We start from the raw sequence: 19,698 nt of genomic DNA, 5'->3' as shown, positions 1-19,698 counted from the left end.
CAGCGTGTCGAGGCCTTTGCTTTTTCCGGGATTACTGAGCAGGCTCAATCCGCAGCCGATCCAGTTTGGCCCGAACCATCGCTTCGCGGGTCAGCGTTCTCAGCTGTTGTGTGATCTGCCGGTCGATGTCATCCAAGGCTTGAACATACGCCTCGTCCGTCATGAGCTGGCCATCCGCGAAATCACCTTCACTTTTGCCCAGCTCACCGCACAGCGCCTTGATTTCCGCTTCCACCTGAGCTTTTTCCTCAGCGGTGAATTGCGTCCCTTCGGCCCTGCGCTGCAACGCATCCTGCAAATCGGTGGTGGCGTCGATGCGACGCTTCAGACCATTGAGTTCTTCGCGGTAAGTGGACTCCAGCCAGGTTCTCCAGAGCGGTTGTTCGAAGATGCGGTCAGTCAGCAGATCACCTTCCTCCAGCGCCTTGATCCGCTGGAACGCCGCCTCGATCATTTCCTTGTCGACCCCGGCGATCTTGCGAAATTGCATGCCTCGCGCCTGCCATGGCAGATCAAGACGCTTGGCCAGATCGGTCATGTAGGCCAGGTGAACCTCGACCTCATCAATGGTGCCGGCAACATTGCCAAGACCGTCAATGCGACGCAATTGCTCGCCCTTCGCCACGCGCGCCGCCACTCGCTGTCGTGCGATGGCCCCGAGTTCATCGAGCCGGGACTTGCCCAGGGCCAGCTCCAGCAATTGCGCTTCGATCAGGTCTGCGCGTTCCAGGGCGTAAGCCTCATGAATCAGCACCTGCACACCCATGGCGTTGAACAGTTGCGTGCCGCCATCCACGCACTGAGTGGTAGATGCCGCTTCGCTGAACAGTTTGACGCGCAACTCACTGTCGTCGGCCATGGCTTCCAGCATGCGCCAGACCTTGGCGGTCAGTTCCGTTTGGTAAGTCTCACCGGCCTTGAAATCAGCGGATTGGGTGAGTTGGCGGATTTCGTTGAAGAACGGCATCGAGTCGAATTCATCCTCGACCGCGTTCCACACAAGTTGTCTGGCTTCCCATTGTTTTTGTGTCATGCCCATCCACCAGTCGGCACTGTCCAGCGTGCCTCGGGGCGGATACCGACGTTCAGGGTCCATGCCGACCGACTCGATGTAAAACTTGAGGGTGTCGAGATTTTCCGGCGACATCCAGCGCGGCTCCCGACTGATCACCGTGCGCGCCAGCAACTCGGCGCGAAACGAACCCGGTGCGACGTCGGGTATCCGACTGATCGGGTTGCGGCTCAGATCAAGATAGATGCTGCGTGGCCGCGACTGGGAAAACAGCCCGACCGGCCAGGTGTCCAGCCCGGTGTCGTTCAGCAACAGCACCTGCAAATGCGGCATGCGACTGATGTCCGGTACAAGCTTCAGCGGATTGCCGCGCAACCCCAAGGACCGCAGGCGAATGAGCTTCTTCAAACGATCCACCGCCAGCACATCCAGTTCAATGCGGTTGTCATTGAGGAACAGATCGGTGAGATGACGCATGTCTTTCAGCACCTGCGGAACAGCCGTCAGCAGATTGTCCTGCAGATTGAGGTAGCGCACCTGATGGAACGAGTCGAGGAACGGCAAGTGCGCGGAACGCAATTGGCCACCGCGCAGGCTCAGGCTGGTGACGTGATCAAAGTTGGCCTCCAGCCTGGGCAAGGTTTCCAGCAGTTGGCTCAGCTTGGGAATGTTGTCCAGTTTCAACGCCTGCGGCCGTACGACGCCGGAAGCCTCGATGCCCTCGGGGCCGGTTCGCTGCCAGCATTGCCTGATCATTTTGTAGAGCCGGTTCCGTGCATGCCACTCCGCCACCCCCGCGGGGCTAAAACGAAACGAATGCGTCGGCGAGTTCATCCAGCGTTGCATGGCGTGGTTCAACTGATTGAACTCGGTTTCCAGTGCGGCAAGCCGCTCATGCACCGATCCTTCACCCTGACTGAGCTCAGTCAGCAGGTTTTCAACTTCCTCCGGCGAGAACCCCGGATACAACCCGCGCACCCGTCGCCGCAGGCCAACCCCGCGCGGCACTTGCTGTGCGTAACCGGGCATGCCGCCACGCAGGCGCATGTTGGCCGGGTCGTACGCCGGTTTGAAATTCGGATTGTCCCGCAGCATCGGCTCAAACACGTAGCGATCCAGCGGGCGTGCTTTTATCGCTTGCTCAAGCCGCGATGCCTCCTCGATTTCAAAACCCAGGGCTGTTCGTTGCGCGTCGGGCAAGGCGTGCAGCACGGCGGCGTACAAATTGTCCGCACCGTGCAGATGTTGATCGCTGTCATCCCGAGTTTCGTACTTGCCATCCTCGCCCCAGATCAGCACTTTGCAGGTCGTCGCGTCGACGGGGCCGAGACTGTCGGTCAATGGTCCCTCGAATGAGTATTCACGAATTTCCAGACGCAGATCCGCCGGCCAGTTCGGCAGAGCGGCCAGCGAATGCAACTCCAGGCGTGCGGTATCGCGATTGTGGAGTCCGTCGAGGTACAGGCCTTCATACGCCCGTGTCAGCCGCAGTTGCTCTGCTGCTTTGCGGGTTTGCTCTGCCAGTCGCAACGGCACGCGTTGTTTTTCGTGAAAATGCTGCTCATCCGATGGATGCGCTTCACTCAGCAGCGCGTGTGCCTGACTGGTCGAGATCTCTGCCCCGTCACCCTTGAGCAGGTTCACCCATGGATCGTCCGACTGTGTCCGGTTCTTGTACAGCCGCTCGAACAACTGACTTTTGCGCTGACGCGCCAATGCCGCCCACTGATCACGCAGCGCTTGGGCACGTTTCAGCCCGTCACCGGAATACCATTGTCCGAGCAGTTCGCGCAGTGCCGGTTCGTCAAGAAAACTCATTACCCGTTGGGGCAACTGACCCGTTCGCAGTTCAGATCTGGTTATCTGCAAAGTATTGGTCGTTGACGCATCGGCGTAGCCATCCTTGATCGATGCACCGGTCAGGTCCGGATCCTCGAACACTTCAATGGCCTTGTCACCGGGCCAGCCGCGCAATTCCGTCATGAGCCGCAGCGAGTAATCAGCCCACTCGTCATCAATCCGATTGGCCAGAATTTGTTGCGCACAGGCTTCGGCATCGGCATGGGCCTTGAAGCGTGTGAGGGTGTCGACCAACAGTGCGGGCGGGGTTTCATGCTCGACATGCAATCGGCGCAGGGCGTTTTCGTGCACGCCGCTGACGGTCAGAATCTGTTCCAGAGTTTCATCGGAGAATCCATCCACCGAAGCGCCCAGGCGCCTGAGCACTGCACGTCGATCCCATTCGAGTGGTTGGTCGATTTCGGTCTTCCAACTGCCGGCGCCGTTGTGCTCCACGCGCGGCTGGTAAGCGTCAGTGCGGGTCGGATGTTGCAGACGATGCTCGCCAGTGTTCGGGTCTTGCCTGACTTCATAGCTTTTGTCATTGAGCCGCAGCAGGTCCTTTTCCTGATGTCGGTAAAGTCCCTGATCGCCGCCCTTCGCGTCTTCAGGCAAAGCGATCGGTCGTTCATAGGGGCCGAGATCCGGGTTCCACAATCGCGTCTTGCCGCCGATTTCCACGGGCTTGAGCCCCTCGACGAACGGCGCGACCTTGATCGGCGCGACACTGGCGCCGGGCACCACATGTGCGGTGCCCATGAGCGCCAATTGAGCGAAGTTGACCAGCACTCCGTTGAAATAGGCCGAGGCTTGTTCTTTGTCGCCCTTGCTCCAGTCCTCTACGCCTTCCGCTACCTCGGCAAGCATTTGCGCGACCATGATGCCGAGCATGGCTTCACCCAGACCCGGCACCAGCATCGCGGCAAAATTGAACACGTTCCAACCGATGGACAGATAACCGGTCAAGCGTTTGAAGCGGGCGGTCGCGTCCTCATCATTGGTCGGCACGGCGATGAGCCTGGCATCGGCGATGGCCTTGTTGCGACGCTCGCGAAACAGCGTTACCCACAAATCACCATCAACACGATTGGTGACGGGCTCGGCATCAGGATTCTCCACTGCCGTTTCACGCCACCACGGCCCCATGTCGAGCGGCTCGCGCTCATGCCAGGTGAACGTTGTGAGGCGTTCATTGACCCGAGAGGAAAACAGCGCTTTGTCCTTCTGCGCGACAAAACGGCTGAAAAAAGCCTGATATTCCGTGCTTCTCAACTGACCAATCAATTCCTTCATGAAGGCGGTCAGCGACGGATATTCCTTCAAGGGATGGTCCGGATCGTCCGGCACGTAGGCGATCAGCGGCCCGGACAAACGACTTTGCTGGTAGATGTCTTCCCGGCGCAAAAGCTCATCGCTCAGCCCCTGCGGCCCATTGGCGAAAAAAGCCTGCAACAGTTTGAATTGATCATATTCCTGTCCGGGCAACACAGGGATGCGTCGTGACCAGTCGATCCAGAAGCTCAGCAGCGCCGGCGTCAACGCTTGGATTTCAAGCTTGACTTGCGACGGTTCGGTAACCGCGCTGAACAGCACAATGCCGGTCAGCCTGCAGCCCATCAGTGACAAGCGATGGCAGTGCAACGGCTGGTCGTACAGCGTGGTGTTAGCCAAACCCTCGCGTAATTGACCCAGTTTGCCGTAGGCATGATCGCTGATGTCGCCCTTCAACCGGGCGATCAGGGTGGCGACATGAAAAGCGGCCTTTTCGCTGGCGATCGAGTCTTGTTGCAAGGTCCGCTGCGCCTGGGCGGTCGCGGGCAGCAGGACATTTTTGATGTGCTGCTGATACTGGGCGCCGATGTCCAGACTTCTGCATAACGAGGCGAACTCCGGCAGCTTGATATTCGGTTCAAGAGCAAGACTGCCGCGCTCATCTTTGCGGTAAACACCCGAGCTGTTTCGCCACGCGTCGTCGGCGGTTTCGGACTCTTCGAAATTGTGCAGCGCGGCTTCGAGCAACGTGGAATGCCTGACGCGACTGGCCCCGGTATCGATGCCGAAGATGATCGTGCTCGGCACCTCAAGTTGCACCGTGAGCTCATGGATATTCTCGACCGTAGCGAATTTCGACTGCATTGACGCACCGAGCAGCGGTTCGGCGAAAGCCTTGATGTCGTGCTGCAAGTCGCCCAGCGTCGTGTCCAGCACGCCTTGCAGGCGCCAGCGTTCGTCAATCAGTTCCTTGAGGAATTGACGGTCGATGTCCCGTGCACCGCTGTACCAATCGGGCACCTGAGGCTTGAGTGCCGCAAGGGCCGTCAACCTCGGCAACGACGCATTCTTTATGGCGCCCGGAATCACACCGAGCACGCGAAGGTAGTGCACGCCGTTATTTTCGGTGCTCAGGGTTTCGGGCTTTTTCTGTGAATTGCTTCCATGCAAATCAGACACGTTTGAATCACCTTGATGACAAGAAATGAGCCATCAGCTTATTCACCCTCGCCCGAAACAAAAGTCCAAACAACTGTTGGAGCGACCCGCTGAAACGGCGCGGACAGTTCGAAAATCAGCGAGTCGCCGATACATAAGTACCGCCACAGAGGCCTCGGTTCGTGCCTCGGCATGAGCGGTCGTGTTTTTCCCGCCAAAGGGACTACTATTCGATTCGCAGCCCCCGTTTCATGCTCAGGTAACCGCCATGCGTCTTTCCGAGTTCATCGTCAAAAACGTTGACCGCATCGTCGATGAGTGGGAGCTGTTCGCCAAAACCATCACCCCTGCCGCCGACACCATGGACGGCCCGGCGCTACGCGACCATGCGCGCTCGATCCTGCTGGCCGCAGCGCGGGATATGAACAAACCCCAAAGTCCCGGTGAACAAGCGGCCAAGGCCCGTGGCGAAGGCCCGGAGAAAACCCCGAGCCTGGATGAAGCCGGCGCCAGCCATGGCGAACTGCGCCACACCGTGGGTTTCGATCTGGTGCAGATGACCAGCGAATTCCGCCATTTGCGGGCGTGCGTGATTCGCCTGTGGGTCAACAGCCTCGAATCCCCCGACATGGCCTACTTTCAGGACATGATCCGTTTCAATGAGGCCATCGATGAAGCCCTGGCCGAGTCCACCGCGGCCTACGCCGAGCGGGTCAATCGCTCGCGGGACATTTTCCTGGCGATTCTCGGCCACGACCTGCGCACCCCACTGCAAGCAGTGAACATGTCCACCGAAATGCTGTTGCGCAAAGCCAACCTCGAAGGCGATGCGTTGAAGTGCGCAACCCACATAAAACGCGGCACAGGTCACATGTCTATGATGGTCAACGACCTGCTGGAGCTGGTGCGCAGCCGTCTGGGCAAGAACCTGCCGATCGATCCGGCCCCCATGGACCTGGCCCAGGCAACACAGGACGCCATCGCCCGGGCCTGCGCCGCCCAGCCCGAATGCGATCCGACCCTGGACATCGTGGGCGACACCCAGGGTGTGTGGGATCCGCGGCGGCTGGACCAGATGCTGCAGAACCTGATCGGCAACGCGCTGCAACATGGCTCGGACAAGCGTGAAGTGACCTTGGCGCTCAAGGGCGATGCCACCAACGTTCAGTTGACCGTGCACAACGACGGAATACCGATCCCTGCCGACGCGATTCCAACGATTTTCGATCCGTTGGTGCGCAGCGCCAGTGAAGAGCTCGGCGAACCCACCACCAGCCTTGGGCTGGGGTTGTTTATCGTCAAGGAAGTGGTGGAAGCGCATCAGGGGACGATTGAGGTCAGCTCGAATGAGGCTGACGGCACGCTGTTTACCGTGGTGTTGCCGAGGAAGGTGTGAGGCTTGTGACCGCGTTATCGTTCATCGCCAGCAGGGCTGGCTCCCACAATTGACCGAGTTCAGTCTGGCAACACCCGTCAACTGTGGGAGCCAGCCTGCTGGCCACCGTAGAAACCCCTCACTATCAGTTCTGATAGTTCCCAACCCTTGGCCGTCCGAGTAAAACTGGAAGTACGAATTCAGCCCCAAGGCAGGCCTCGCCATGACCGACTCCATAAGCAAGGATCGCCCTTTGCGCCAGTCAAAGACTCTACTGCTGGCCACCGACAGCAAGAGCTCGGTGCTCGCCGAGGTAACGGACGGCAAGGTCAATTCAATTGCGTATTCAGCCTACGGCGAACAGTCCGGGCGGCAGGGGATTGGCGGGCGGTTGGGGTTTAACGGCGAGCTACGCGAGGTAGAACTTGCCTGGTATCTACTGGGGAATGGCTACAGGGCTTACAACACGGTGTTGATGCGTTTTCATAGCCCGGACAGTTGGAGCCCGTTTGGGGAGGGTGGGTTGAATGCGTATATGTATTGTGTGGGGGATCCGGTGAATGCTTCGGATCCGACGGGGCATGTGTTCAACCCTGTCGCTGCAACCCTGAGCAGGATCTTTCCATCTTCCTCTGCACGTAACCGGACAATGGCAACACCCGATGCGAATGTCCATCTCTCAGTGCCCCCTGCTGCTCAACAACCATTAAGGCTCCGCACGACGCCCCGCTATGAAGAACCAGCGCCTCGCTATACAAGGTCGTCACTACCTACATATGAGGAAGCAGCTGATCTAAGAGCGCTTGAGCAGCCTGAACCAACTTCGCTGACTCAGCCTGCACAACCCTTGTCGGCGTCTTCGCATGATTCTGGTTCGATCGGAGGAAACAGAATTAGGCCTGCAGAACCAGAAATGCAAAGAATGGAATCATCAAACTCTGACATGCCACCTCTTCCTCCAACGAGAAGGATATCTGACAATGTGGTGCGTCAATACAGCATGAGTCGAAATCCGGATGGCACTTGGTTCCACAGCAGCGTCGAAATGTTTACTGTAAGAAGCGTTCGCAGAGGGGGGGCTGAGCGCCATTAACTCGTATTGTCATCTGCGTTCACTGGTGGTGAATTGCATTAATAATTATTCCACCACCAACCGCCCCAACCGCTGCTTCAACATCCGGTTCTCAGCCCGCAGTTGCTGCACTTCTTCAAGCAGATCCAGCGCCAGGGCGACGCCTTCCCACTCCAGTTCCAGATCGTGCCGCAGCTTGGCGGCGCGCTTGGCCAGGGTCAGTTCGTAATCGGTGAAACGCCAATCCTTGGGCACGGCACCCTGAGGTTCGAGGATGCCGTGCTCGACGATTTCGATCACGTAGACGTCCGACAAATCGGTCGCCTCACAGAATTCTGCCAGGTCCAGTTGAACGATCAGGGGGTTGCTCATGACGGGCTACTCCGTGTCTTGGATCAGAAATTTTCTCTAGGGTCGAACGCTGCTTTCTTCGCCAGCTCCTGCCACAAGGACTTGATGTCATCGTCCGATTTTTTCGGCATGACCGCCTTCAGTTGCACGAACAGGTAACCGCGTTCACCCGCCTTGTTCAGCAGGCCGTGGCCCTTGGCGCGCATGCGCTGGCCGTTCTGGCTGCCGGCCGGAACCTTGAGGTTGATCTTGCCGGTCAGGGTCGGCACCGCGACTTCAGCCCCCAACGCCAGCTCCCACGGTGCCAGCGGCAGGGTGATGATCAGGTTTTCGCCTTCGACGTCGAATTTCGGGTGCGGCGCAAAACGGATTGTCAGGTACAGGTCGCCGTTGGCGCCACCGCCCACACCCGGAGCACCCTGGCCCTTGAGGCGGATACGCTCGCCGTCGGTCACGCCGGCCGGGATTTTCACGTTCAGGCTTTTCGGGGTATTGCTGACGTGCTGGCCGGCGGCATTGTATTGCGGCACCTGGAAGGTGACCTTCTTCGATTCGTTCGAGAGGGTTTCTTCGAGAAAGATCCCAAGTTCCATTTCCACGTCTTGCCCTCGACGCCCGCTGCTGCGACGCGACTCTGCACCACCAAAACCGGGGCCACGGTTACCGAAGATCGAACTGAAGAAGTCCGAAAAGTCGCCGGTGTCCTGGCCACCGCCACCAAAACCGCCACGGCTCTGCCAGCCCGGTGGTCCCTGGAACGGCTGGCCATGCTGGCCATAACGGCGCAAGTCGTCATATTCGGCGCGCTTGTCGGCGCTTTTCAGCGCTTCATAGGCTTCAGAGGCGTCCTTGAACTTGGCCTCGGCGTCCTTTTCCTTGCTGACGTCCGGGTGGTATTTGCGCGCCAGCTTGCGATAGGCGGCCTTGATCGCCTTGTCGTCTGCAGTCGGCTCCACACCGAGAATCTTGTAATAGTCTTTGAAGTCCATCGCGGGAATCACCATCCGTTATCGAGGTCGCGCCACCTGCCACAGCATGCGCCTGTTTGCAGCGCAGGGCTTGACCGATCTCATGGTTGTGACCGGGCAGCGCATCAGAAGTTTATCGGCAGCAGGCGGGGCGACTTGCGGTCGCAGCGCGGCTGTCCGGTTGATGCAGGGTAGTTTGGGGGTGATGGCACGTCTTTCAAGGCGCAGTGGCAAGATTTAGCGGATAGTCGGCCTTCGATTCTGTGCCGCACTGGCATACACTGCGCGGCCGTTTTTTAACCGGAACTTGAAAGACATGAACAACGCCTCTCCAGCCCGTGCCGTTGGTATCGATTTTGGCACGTCCAACTCCACCGTCGGCTGGCTGCGCCCCGGTGTGGAAACGCTGATTGCGCTGGAGGACGACAAGATCACCCTGCCCTCAGTGGTCTTCTTCAACCTCGAAGAACGCCGCCCGGTGTACGGCCGTCTGGCGCTGCACGAGTACCTGGAAGGCTACGAAGGTCGCCTGATGCGCTCGCTCAAGAGCCTGCTGGGTTCCAAGCTGATCAAGCACGACACCAGCGTCCTCGGTACGGCGATGCCGTTCAAGGACCTGCTCGGGCTGTTCATCGGCCAGCTCAAGAGCCGCGCCGAAGCCGCCGCTGGTCGGGAATTCGAAGAAGTGGTGCTGGGTCGTCCGGTGTTTTTTGTCGACGATGATCCGATGGCCGACAAAGAAGCCGAAGACACCCTGGTGGATGTGGCGCGCAAGATCGGCTTCAAGGAAGTCTCGTTCCAGTTCGAACCGATTGCTGCGGCATTCGACTACGAGTCGACCATCGAGAAAGAAGAACTGGTGCTGATCGTCGACATCGGCGGTGGTACGTCCGACTTCTCGCTGGTGCGCCTGTCGCCGGAGCGGCGCAACCACGACAACCGTCACGAAGACATCCTGGCCACCGGTGGCGTGCACATCGGCGGGACCGACTTCGACAAACAGCTGAGCCTGCAAGGCCTGATGCCGCTGTTCGGCTACGGCAGCCGCATGAAGAGCGGCGCCTACATGCCCACCAGCCACCACATGAACCTGGCGACCTGGCACACCATCAACTCGGTGTATTCGCAGAAGTCGCAACTGGCCCTGGGCAGCATGCGTTATGACATCGAAGACACCGGCGGCATCGATCGCCTGTTCAAGCTGATCGAACAGCGCGCCGGGCACTGGCTGGCGATGGAAGTCGAAGAAACCAAGATCCAGCTGACCCATGCCGAACATCGCCACGTGCCGCTGGATCGCATCGAAGCCGGTTTGAGCGTGGAACTGAGCCGCGCGCTATTCGAATCGGCTATCGATAACCTGCTGGAACGCGTACGCAACAGCGTGACCCAGTTGTTGGCGGATGCCGATGTGCGGGTTGATCAGGTCGACACGGTGTTCTTCACCGGTGGTTCCAGCGGCATTCCGGCGCTGCGCAACAGCGTTTCGGCGATGTTGCCAAATGCGCGGCATGTGGAAGGGAATATCTTCGGCAGTATTGGTAGCGGTTTGGCGATTGAGGCGTCGAAGCGTTACGGTCCGATGGGCTGATCAGATCCTCTGTGGCGAGGGAGCTTGCTCCCGCTGGACTGCGTAGCAGTCCCTTTTTTTGGGGCCGCTTCGCGCCCCAGCGGGAGCAAGCTCCCTCGCCACAATCAGATCAATAGCACATCAAACCATCCCCACCTGCTTCAACTCGCTCTTCAGGTACGCGTAATAAATCGGCCCCGCCACCACCCCCGGCAGGCCGAACGCGGCCTCGAACACCAGCATCGCCAACAGCAACTCCCATGACTTGGCACTGATCTGCCCGCCGACGATGCGCGCGTTAAGAAAGTATTCGAGCTTGTGGATAACGATCAGGTAACCCAGCGCGGCCAAGGCCACCCAGATCGACAGCGACAGGCCGACGATGGTGATCAGGGTGTTCGACATCAGATTGCCGATCACCGGCAACAGGCCGAGCAGGAAAGTCAGCACGATCAGGGTTTTGGTCAGCGGCAACTTGATGCCGAACATCGGCAGCACCACCGCCAGGAAGATCCCGGTGAAGAAGGTGTTGAGCAGGGAAATCTTGATCTGCGCGAACACGATGTTGCGGAAGGCCTGGACCAGCAGATGCAAGCGATCAAACAGCGCCGCAGCCAATGGCTTGCGTTTGGTCAGGTCCGGAATCCGCTGCAAGGCGATGATCGCGCCGAGCACCATGCCGATCAGCAGCGTCACGAACATGTGCGCCGCGTCCTTGCCGACCAGTTGCAAGTCGCTGAGGTGCTTGCTGACCCACTCGCCAATCGCCACGCGGAACTCGGCGGCACTGGCCGGCAGGTAGACGTCGATGAACGGCGGCAACTGCCCACGCGCACGGTCGACCACGCCCATGAATTTATCGAGGGAGGCGCCAGGGTTTTCGGCTTCGTGCAGCAGGAAACTGATGGCGCCGGCAAAAATCAGCGTCAGCACACTGACAATCAACGTCCCCAGCAAGGCCACCGCCAACCAGCGCGCACGCCGGCCTTCGATCAGCCGCTGCAATTGCGGGGTGAGCATGTTGACCAGTTCGAACACCAGCAACCCGGCCAGCAGACTTGGCAGTAACCGCAGCGGTATCACCAGCAGCAGCCCACCAAAGATGATGACCCAGCTGATGACCAGCAAAACTTGACGCTGAGAAAACGTTGGCATACAGCCTCAAAACGAACGGCGTAAAAGGATTGGCAGTCTGCCAGCGATCCGGTGTCAGCACTAGGGATTGTGTGGGGCGACCTTAGTGGGGGGCAGGCAACTTACTTACTATGCATGCAGATCAATTGTGGGAGCGGGCTTGCTCGCGAATGCTGAGGAATGTTCAACATTTACATCGGCTGATACACCGCATTCGCGAGCAAGCCCGCTCCCACCCTGTTCGTGTTTATCCGCACGAATTATTTTTTCTTCAGACAATCACTCATGAAGGCTTTGCGCTCATCCCCTTTCAGGGCCTTGGTGGCGGCGTCGGCATTGCAGGTTTTCATTTTCTGTTGCTGCGGGGTCAAGGCCGCGCCGGCATCGTTGGCTGCGGGTGTTGCCTTGAGGCAATTGCTCATGAAGGCTTTGCGCTCATCGCCCTTGAGAGTCTTTGCAGTCGCCTCGGCGTTGCAGGTGGTCATCTTGTTCTGTTGGTCAGTGGCGGCGAAGCTTTGGGAACAGAGCAACAAACCGATCATCAACAAAGGGGCACGCATTATCTTCATGGAGTTTTCTCCTTGTCGCCGCACCGAGAGGTGCGGCATTCACCCAGAGTGTAGTCAAGCCTTGTTACACCTTCCTCCAGCCATGGATGATCATTCGGCCGGCGATTCACTGGCGGACGGTTGCTCCCGCAGGCTCTTGAATGCCTGTTGATATTCTTGCCAGGCTGACAGGCGCTTATCGATCACCGATCCCGGCAATCGCTCGAACGACACCCCGACTTCCCCAGGCAGACCGTATTGTGTTCCCAACGTCTTCAATGAAGTGAATTGAGCATAAGCCCCCGACTTGTACAGCTTGTTTATTTTTATCTGCCTGATGGTGTTGTCCCGGGAAACCTCCGGCAGCGCCGCGCGCCCCGCCGGCACATCATTGATGAAGACAAAGTCCGAACTGGCGGGGCCAGGCTCAAGGGTTGCCAGCGCTGGCAGTTCAAACTCGAAGTAACCATTGTCCGCCGTATGGGCGACAGGGAACTCCGGCCACGAATCGGCAACGACCAGTTGCTGGAGATTGCTCAAGTCATCGCCGATCACCACGTATTGATGGTCGAAAGCGGTGGCTTTGACGAGGTGAACCCGCGAATTTCTCGGTTGGCTGGCCAGCAGCGCGAAGGTCACTTTCGAGTTTTCCGAACAGTTTCCACCCTTGATTTCGATGGCTTTGCGCGCATGTTCGGCGATTGTCATCTGCGCGGTGAATTGACCTTCCTGGAGATCCAACCCTCGCAATCCCTTGATTTTCGCGATCGCAGAACCGCCGTTTTCCCAGATGCTCGGCAACTGGTTGCCCGATAAAGGCAACAGTTCCTTGGCCCGATAGATCGCGCGTTGTGCCTGACGCAGGTTGGCCATGACCTGAGGCGTCACTTCGGTGGGCTGTTCTGGCGCTGATACACCCGATCCAAGCTCATCCGCATACTGCTGCAACGCAACCCATGATTCACTGGACGGCGTGGCGTTTTCCCTGACTGTCTGTTGCAGCCCCAGATATTCATCGAGACGCCCGGTTTGCTTGAGATCACGCGCACGCTCGCCCAGATTGCGCTCGGATTCCGTGAGCGCTACCAAACCGTCCTCCGTGAACAACCGCTCGAGCAATGCCTCGAACTGTTCAGGCGACATCAGCGTTTTCAGGTCCGGTACCACCTCGATGCTTTTTACTATGCGCTGGTTGGCCTCGAAGCTCTCGATGTTCGCCTTCGCAAGCCCATCCCAGAGTGCGCTCCAGCAATCGTCGGACAAGCTCTCGTCCATCAACTTCAGTCCGCGCAGGTAGTTGTATCGTTCGAACGAGGGGATGCTCGGATGAAAGGCAGCGTTGACGAATTCCAGGCAGCGTTGTTCGACGTCCTGCAGTTGCGCAACCTCACCGGTCACAGTGGGAGCCCCTCCCCGCAGGCGCATGATCGCCGGATCGAATGCCGTATTTTTCAGCTCCGGCACGTCGGAAAGAACACTCGTCAATCGGTACGGCTTCAGGGCATGGTCGCGTAATGCCGCCTTCAGGATCGGGCCTTGGCCGATATGAATCTGCAACGCATCCCGCTCGGCATCGGGCAATGCCTGCAAGATCGAGGTGAACAAATCACTGCCTGAATGCAGGGCATCTCCATGCTCGTCACAGGCCTGGAACACTCCGCTGTCGCTCACGACAAGCGTACGTCGAATCGCGGCGTCTTCCCGACCGATGCTGTCCAGCTTAGGACCGTCGACGCTGTAATGACGGAGTTCGATCCGGACATCGGCGTTCCAGCCTGGCAGGTTCTCCAGCGAATGCAGGGCCAAGGCGTCGAAGTCCGGATTGTCGACCGACTCCAGATAGAAGCCCTCATAGGCCCGACTGATCCGCACATCCCTGAGCGCCCATTTCGCAAAACCTTCCAGTCGTTCGGGAAGCCTGCGCATCTTGAGCGCCTGCAACTCCTCCGGACGAGCCAGTGCCACCAGTTCTTCTGCGACGATAGCGGGCAGCCCTGACACCTCGTCCTGGATGACCCTTGCCTCGGCGCTGACGGCTCGCTCGATGCCTCGGTAGCGAGTGTCGAACAACGAGACCTTGCGCTGATCGGCCAGTTGCGCGAGCTGCATCCTCACACGCTCGGCATTCTTGCGTCGGCTGCCGAGCGATGCGTGGGCTTCATCACCCAGCAGTTGGCGGATTTCGTCGTCATCGAGATACGACAGCAAGGTGTCGATCAGGTCGGTGTTCGCCAGTCGGCCCGCATGGATGGACACAGGTTCTGCAGCGGACCCGAGTGAGTACAGAACCTGTCCATCGGCCCCCAGGAGCTCAATCGCCCGGCCTGGCCACAAGCCGTCCAGCAGTTGAAACTGCCAAAGCGCATCGGCCTGCAGGTAATCCTGCGCATGGGAGCTGCCGATGTTGCGGATGAACGTGTGAATGTCCCGGTCGATCCGGAAGCGGGTCACCGTATCGCTCAGCAAAGGAATCGCTCGCTCGTTATCGGCGTACATGCGTACAAGCGCTCCAAGGTCGGCGCGGCTGACGGTACGGATGTCGCCGAACCGGTCCGTCAAGCCTTCCACCGAGGGACCAAGCCGCTTGATCAACTTATCGGCATCCCAGGTGTGCGGTTGCTCACCCTCGATCACAAACGCGCCCGTACCGTTACTTTCCGCCAACGGTTGGTATGCCTCGGGTCGAGTCGGATGCTGCACGCGATGTTTGCCGGTTCGCGAATCGAGCGTGATTTCGAAATGGTCACCGTCCAGCGGCAGAATCTGCTTGCCCTGATGTTGATGCAGGCCGTGAGCGTCAGGTTTGGAGTCCCCCGCAAGACGCAGGTTTTGAAGTAGATAGGGCTGCAGATTTTGCCCCCACAGTCGCTGCTCGCCATTTCTTAACGTGACTTGTCGGGCACCTTCGAGGAACGACGACAGCCTGGGTTTCACCACTTGAGTGGCGATAATCCCGCCAGCGGCAAAGGCGCCCAACTGAATCACATTTTCAGCGACGCCGATCAAGTGCTCCGCAGCCTCCAGGTACTCGCCCTCGGCGAATTCGACAACACCTTCAACCACCCCGTCGACCAGTTGATAAACCATGTACCCCAGCATGGCCTCCCCAAGCACCGGTACGAACGGGGTCGCGATGAGCAAGGCAACTTCCATGATGTCGGAGAGCATTTTTTCCAGGTTTTCAATCCAGGCCCAGCGTGCGGCGCTGTCCGCATCGGCCGTGGTCACCGCCAGCGCGCGTCCGTCGGCAAGGATCTTGTCCACTTGTCGCTCATAGAGATAAATCCAGGGATCGTCGTGTTGGCGACTGGCGATATCGCTTTCGAAAGACACCGAGGCGAACCGCAGGTCAGGGCGCTCCACCTGGGTTTCGCGCCAGGCGGGTAAACCGGAGCCCGGTTGCGCGCCGTGATAGGTGACTTGCACCAACCTGGCGTTGAGCGCGGAGAAAAAATGCCCACGTTGCCCATGATCCACGAATCGACTGAAAAACGTCTGGTAGCTCGTCCGGGCAGAAGCGGAGGCCTGATCGTTGCCCCGTAACTGGCGAGTCAGTTCACGCGAGAATTCGACCGTCGAGGCATACTCTTTCAGCGGATGCTCGGGATCGTGCGGTACATAAGCAATAACGCGTCGGACATTCGCACCGGGCGTGTCGAGATCGGCGGCGATAAGCACAATTCCGGTCAGGCGGGTGCCCAGCATGCTCAAGTGGTAATAGCGTACGGGACCGCCATCGAACACCTGCCCCTTTTTGCCCCGAACCATGTTCAACACAGTCAGGTACGCCGCAGGCCCGATGTCTTTCTTCATCAACGCCAGGTGTGCGGCGGCTTTCATGGCGCCTTTCTGACTATCGACAATGCGCTGCTGGACCACCGCACGGACCATGGCATCTTCGGGAATCAGATAACTTTCCAGATGTTTTTTATACTGGGTGCCGATATCCAGAGTTCGGCACAGCGCCTTGAACTGCTCGACTGTCATACCCAGACTTTTAATTTCAAACTGCCCAATCTCGTCGGGCTTGCCAGTAAATACCGAGTCAGCGCTAAAGACTTCACCTTCGGCGAAGTTGTGCAGCGAAGCGTTAAGCAAAGAAACAGTTCGACTGCTGACGCCGCCCGTGACATTAAGTGTCCAAGGTGAAGTTTTAGCAGCGGAATACAAGCGTAGAAAAGTTTCACGAACATCGACTACTACACCGTATTGCTCATGAATAGCCCGAGTCAGTATTGGTTGGGCGAAGGATTCAACGTCCTGCAGATTGCCAAGCATCCGATCGACTGTATTCTGGGCCATCCAGCCCGCCTGCGTGGCGACTTTCGCGGCCAGGTGTTCGGTAGGGGACGCCGCTTTGTGCCATTCGGAAACAACTTTGGGGGTGTTGCGCAAATCAGCCATCCGCAGAAGAGAGGAATTGACAATCCAGTCGGGAATGGCACTTTTTATAAAATCAAAGTGAATACTGTTTTCGTACTCAGGATCAGAAACGCTCGAAACACTTTCAGCTTTTAACAATAAACTCTTCACAACAATTACCTGCAAACCTTGATAAAGAGTATCGAAGCCTACAGCGCTCCAATCCTGCCCCATGAAGTTCGTTTCGGATAATGCTGTATGAAATATCTTAATCAGACCGTTAAAACAGTTTATTGCGCCGATAGTAGTCGGGTGAACAACCCCCTTGACGCTGGAACATCGCAATAAATGCCGAAGCCGTGCTGTACCCCATGTCGAAGGCAACTTCCTGAATGCTGCGATGGCTGTCCAGCGCTTCAATCGCAGCCAGAAATCGCAGACGCTGGCGCCATTCCCCGAAACTCATGCCTAACTCGCGGACAAACTGCCGGGCCAGGGTCCGTTCGCTGACGTGAACCTGCGCCGCCCAATGCGCCAAGGGCCGATTGTCATCAGGTGCGGCTTGCAGGGCTTCGCATATACCCAGCAATCCCGGCGTGCTGGCATAGGGCAGGTAACACTCATGCACCGGCGCCTGTTGCAACTGGTCTACCAGAACCTGGGCCAGGCGCTTGTCTGCGGCCAGCTCGGGAATCTTTACATCACGGACGGCGAAGTCCTTGAGGATCGCCTTGAGAATGTCACTGATAGCGAGCGTGCAGGCCTGTTTTGGCAAATCCTCACAGACTGCGGGGGCCAGGCAAACGGCACGGTAATTGATCGGCTGATGGCTGTAGAAACTGTGCTCGATTTCCGGTGGCACCCACACCGCGTATTGCGGCGGCGACAAGAAACGACTGCCGTCGACATCCATGTGCAACACCCCGTGCGCCGCATACTCGAGCGTGCCCCAGGGATGCCGGTGCGCCGAGGCGTATTCGTGGGTGTTGAAGTCGGCATACCGGAAGTACACCGGGGCCGGCAGTTCGCTGAAATCCAGCAGATCTATGTGTTTACTGGTCATGCTGTCCGGAATCAAGGGCGGGTTGTCTGGATCGAAGTATAGACCTGTATCCAGACAGGGGATAATTGCCCCTCATTAACGTTCTGGTTTTCCCTGATGCAATACGCTTATCCCCTGCTGGCCATTTTTATCTGGGCCGGCAACACAGTGATCACCAAAATGTCGGCCGGGGCGATCTTCCCTGCCGAGATCGGCTTCTACCGCTGGCTGCTCGCCGGTTTGTTGTTCACGCCTTTCATGCTCAAACCGGTGATCGCTCACTGGCCGCAGATTCGCCCGAACCTAGGCAAGATTTTCATCCTCGGCGTGCTCGGCATGGCGGTCTATCAAAGCCTGGCGTATTTCGCCGCAGCCCTGACCACGGCCACCAACATGGGCATCATCCTGTCGTTGATGCCGTTGATGTCGCTGGCCATGGCGATCGTCAGCCTCGGTCAGCGCCTGACTGCCGGCGCACTGGCTGGTGCGGTGCTGTCGTTCGCCGGCGTGCTGGTGGTGGTTTCGTCCGGCAGTCTCAGCGCATTGCTGGAGCACGGGGTGAACCTGGGCGACGCGATGATGCTGGTCGCGACGCTGGCTTACGCGGTCTACAGCACGCTGCTGAAAAAATGGCAGCTGAAATTACCGCCGCTGGTGTTGTTGTATTTGCAGGTGCTGGTGGCGGTGGTGGTGTTGTTTCCGCTGTTCCTCGCCTCGCCGAAAATCGGCCCGACTCTGCAGAATATTCCGCTGGTGTTGTATGCCTGTTTGCTGGCCTCGATGGTCGCGCCATTGGCGTGGATGCAGGCCGTGGTGCGCCTGGGACCGAGCCGGACCGTGCTGTTTTTCAATTTGCTGCCGTTGATTACGGCGCTGATTGCGGCGGTGGTGCTGCACGAGCAACTGGCGATGTATCACCTGGTGGGTGGCGTGTTGACGTTGGGTGGGGTGGTGCTTTCGGAGCGTTGGACGACGGTGTTGGGCCGCGCGTAATTACTTTGTGGCGAGGGAGCTTGCTCCCGCTGGACTGCGCAGCAGTCCTATTTTTTGGGGGCCGCTTCGCGCCCCAGCGGGAGCAAGCTCCCTCGCCACAGGCGGTCTAGAGCCCTGCAGCATTCAACCGAGCCGCATGCTCGACAAACAACCGGATCGGCTCGGCGCCCTTCCCCACCAATCCCAACGACTGATTGACGATGTCGAAGTGATCCAGCGGAAACTCATCGCCAATCACCGTCCCCAAATGCGAGCTGTAGCGCCCGACCATCCCGTCGCAATGCCCGGCCTCACGAACGAAAGTCCTCGCGAACAACCGGCAACTGCGGTTGGTGCCATCGAGCAGGTTGCGCCCGCGATCGGTCTTGCCCGGTTGCAGGGTTCCGGACCAGGAGTAATAACGCACACCGTTGACCTCTTCCGGCCCGTGCCCGCCCCAGGTCTCGGGCAGCCCTTGTGGATAACGTTGATTGAACAGCGCCACGCCTTCGGTAGTGAGGGAATGATGGGACGCATGGATATCCACAGGCAGCTTCGGTCCGTGATAACCGGTGTCCAGCAGGCACATCAACGTGTTGACCATGCGCAATAAAAAGCTCAGTAGCCGCCCCTTGGCACTGTCGTGGGGATAGTGCTTGTGCAGATAATCGGCCAGTTCCGAACCGTGATTCGGCCCCGCCACGGAAGTCACCGAGGCGACCAGATCCGGGCGTTTGGCTGCCGCATATCGCGCCGTCAACGAGCCTTGGCTGTGACCGATCAGGTTGACCTTCTCGGCCCCGGTTTCGCGCAGAATCTCCTCGATCCGCGCCAGCAATTGCTCGCCGCGCACTTCATTGGAGTTCAGCGGCGAGACCTGCACCGCAAACACGATGGCGCCGCCACGGCGCAACGCATCAACGATCCCGTACCAGTACGGATAAAGCACCAAACGGATGAACCCGAGCATTCCCGGGACCAGCACCAGTGGATAGCGCGGGGCAGAACCTTGCGACATGGGCG

At 58.6% G+C, this 19,698-nt stretch carries 11 protein-coding genes and 1 pseudogene; 4 read left to right on the top strand and 8 right to left on the bottom strand.

Annotated features, from left to right (window positions below; all coding sequences use genetic code 11):
• Positions 1-31: 31 nt before the first annotated feature.
• On the bottom strand, positions 32-5,302 hold the full coding sequence (locus tag V6Z53_RS05270) for a DUF6543 domain-containing protein (RefSeq protein WP_338584473.1): 5,271 nt from the start codon (positions 5,300-5,302) through the stop codon (positions 32-34).
• A gap of 247 nt (positions 5,303-5,549) precedes the next feature.
• On the opposite strand from V6Z53_RS05270, the gene V6Z53_RS05265 reads away from it, so the two are divergent.
• Both V6Z53_RS05265 and V6Z53_RS05260 read left to right on the top strand, forming a co-directional pair.
• Positions 5,550-6,677, top strand: coding sequence for a HAMP domain-containing sensor histidine kinase (locus V6Z53_RS05265; protein ID WP_338584472.1), 1,128 nt, complete (start codon positions 5,550-5,552; stop codon positions 6,675-6,677).
• A 250-nt stretch (positions 6,678-6,927) separates the two neighbouring features.
• Positions 6,928-7,242 (top strand): annotated as a pseudogene (locus tag V6Z53_RS05260) (RHS repeat-associated core domain-containing protein); the annotation flags it as partial.
• Positions 7,243-7,794: 552 nt separating this feature from the next.
• Here V6Z53_RS05260 and V6Z53_RS05255 read toward each other — a convergent pair.
• Both V6Z53_RS05255 and V6Z53_RS05250 read right to left on the bottom strand, forming a co-directional pair.
• Entirely contained in the window at positions 7,795-8,100 is a 306-nt protein-coding gene (locus V6Z53_RS05255; RefSeq protein WP_338584471.1) for a chaperone modulator CbpM, read from the bottom strand.
• A 23-nt stretch (positions 8,101-8,123) separates the two neighbouring features.
• A complete protein-coding gene (locus tag V6Z53_RS05250) occupies positions 8,124-9,068 on the bottom strand; it encodes a DnaJ C-terminal domain-containing protein (protein ID WP_338584470.1) in 945 nt (314 codons plus the stop codon).
• Positions 9,069-9,363: 295 nt separating this feature from the next.
• On the opposite strand from V6Z53_RS05250, the gene V6Z53_RS05245 reads away from it, so the two are divergent.
• On the top strand, positions 9,364-10,638 hold the full coding sequence (locus V6Z53_RS05245; RefSeq protein ID WP_338584469.1) for an Hsp70 family protein: 1,275 nt from the start codon (positions 9,364-9,366) through the stop codon (positions 10,636-10,638).
• A gap of 120 nt (positions 10,639-10,758) precedes the next feature.
• Here the strand turns inward: V6Z53_RS05245 and V6Z53_RS05240 are convergent, their stop codons facing one another.
• From V6Z53_RS05240 to V6Z53_RS05225, 4 genes are all read right to left on the bottom strand, one after another.
• A complete protein-coding gene (locus V6Z53_RS05240) occupies positions 10,759-11,772 on the bottom strand; it encodes a hypothetical protein (protein WP_338584468.1) in 1,014 nt (337 codons plus the stop codon).
• A gap of 239 nt (positions 11,773-12,011) precedes the next feature.
• Entirely contained in the window at positions 12,012-12,320 is a 309-nt protein-coding gene (locus V6Z53_RS05235) for a PsiF family protein (protein WP_338584467.1), read from the bottom strand.
• 90 nt (positions 12,321-12,410) lie between these two features.
• On the bottom strand, positions 12,411-16,895 hold the full coding sequence (locus V6Z53_RS05230) for a DUF6543 domain-containing protein (RefSeq protein WP_338584466.1): 4,485 nt from the start codon (positions 16,893-16,895) through the stop codon (positions 12,411-12,413).
• A 46-nt stretch (positions 16,896-16,941) separates the two neighbouring features.
• A complete protein-coding gene (locus V6Z53_RS05225) occupies positions 16,942-17,724 on the bottom strand; it encodes a helix-turn-helix transcriptional regulator (RefSeq protein ID WP_338584465.1) in 783 nt (260 codons plus the stop codon).
• A gap of 96 nt (positions 17,725-17,820) precedes the next feature.
• Between V6Z53_RS05225 and V6Z53_RS05220 the strand changes: the two genes are divergently transcribed.
• On the top strand, positions 17,821-18,696 hold the full coding sequence (locus tag V6Z53_RS05220) for a DMT family transporter (RefSeq protein ID WP_338584464.1): 876 nt from the start codon (positions 17,821-17,823) through the stop codon (positions 18,694-18,696).
• A gap of 106 nt (positions 18,697-18,802) precedes the next feature.
• Here V6Z53_RS05220 and V6Z53_RS05215 read toward each other — a convergent pair whose 3' ends face one another.
• On the bottom strand, positions 18,803-19,693 hold the full coding sequence (locus tag V6Z53_RS05215; protein ID WP_338584463.1) for a triacylglycerol lipase: 891 nt from the start codon (positions 19,691-19,693) through the stop codon (positions 18,803-18,805).
• Positions 19,694-19,698: the final 5 nt, after the last annotated feature.

Origin of the sequence: Pseudomonas sp. MAG733B, from assembly GCF_036884845.1 — a bacterium.
Classification (GTDB): Bacteria; Pseudomonadota; Gammaproteobacteria; order Pseudomonadales; family Pseudomonadaceae; genus Aquipseudomonas.
Note: the sequence above shows the minus strand (reverse complement) of the source record. Positions and strands in the feature narration are given on the sequence as shown.

Excerpts from the sequence above, each read along its gene's own strand:
- V6Z53_RS05265 (WP_338584472.1), top strand. The coding sequence starts at position 5,550 with ATGCGTCTTTCCGAGTTCATCGTCAAAAACGTTGACCGCATCGTCGAT.
- V6Z53_RS05255 (WP_338584471.1), bottom strand. The coding sequence starts at position 8,100 with ATGAGCAACCCCCTGATCGTTCAACTGGACCTGGCAGAATTCTGTGAG.
- V6Z53_RS05250 (WP_338584470.1), bottom strand. The coding sequence starts at position 9,068 with ATGGACTTCAAAGACTATTACAAGATTCTCGGTGTGGAGCCGACTGCA.
- V6Z53_RS05245 (WP_338584469.1), top strand. The coding sequence starts at position 9,364 with ATGAACAACGCCTCTCCAGCCCGTGCCGTTGGTATCGATTTTGGCACG.
- V6Z53_RS05240 (WP_338584468.1), bottom strand. The coding sequence starts at position 11,772 with ATGCCAACGTTTTCTCAGCGTCAAGTTTTGCTGGTCATCAGCTGGGTC.
- V6Z53_RS05235 (WP_338584467.1), bottom strand. The coding sequence starts at position 12,320 with ATGAAGATAATGCGTGCCCCTTTGTTGATGATCGGTTTGTTGCTCTGT.
- V6Z53_RS05230 (WP_338584466.1), bottom strand. The coding sequence starts at position 16,895 with ATGGGGCAGGATTGGAGCGCTGTAGGCTTCGATACTCTTTATCAAGGT.
- V6Z53_RS05225 (WP_338584465.1), bottom strand. The coding sequence starts at position 17,724 with ATGACCAGTAAACACATAGATCTGCTGGATTTCAGCGAACTGCCGGCC.
- V6Z53_RS05220 (WP_338584464.1), top strand. The coding sequence starts at position 17,821 with ATGCAATACGCTTATCCCCTGCTGGCCATTTTTATCTGGGCCGGCAAC.
- V6Z53_RS05215 (WP_338584463.1), bottom strand. The coding sequence starts at position 19,693 with ATGTCGCAAGGTTCTGCCCCGCGCTATCCACTGGTGCTGGTCCCGGGA.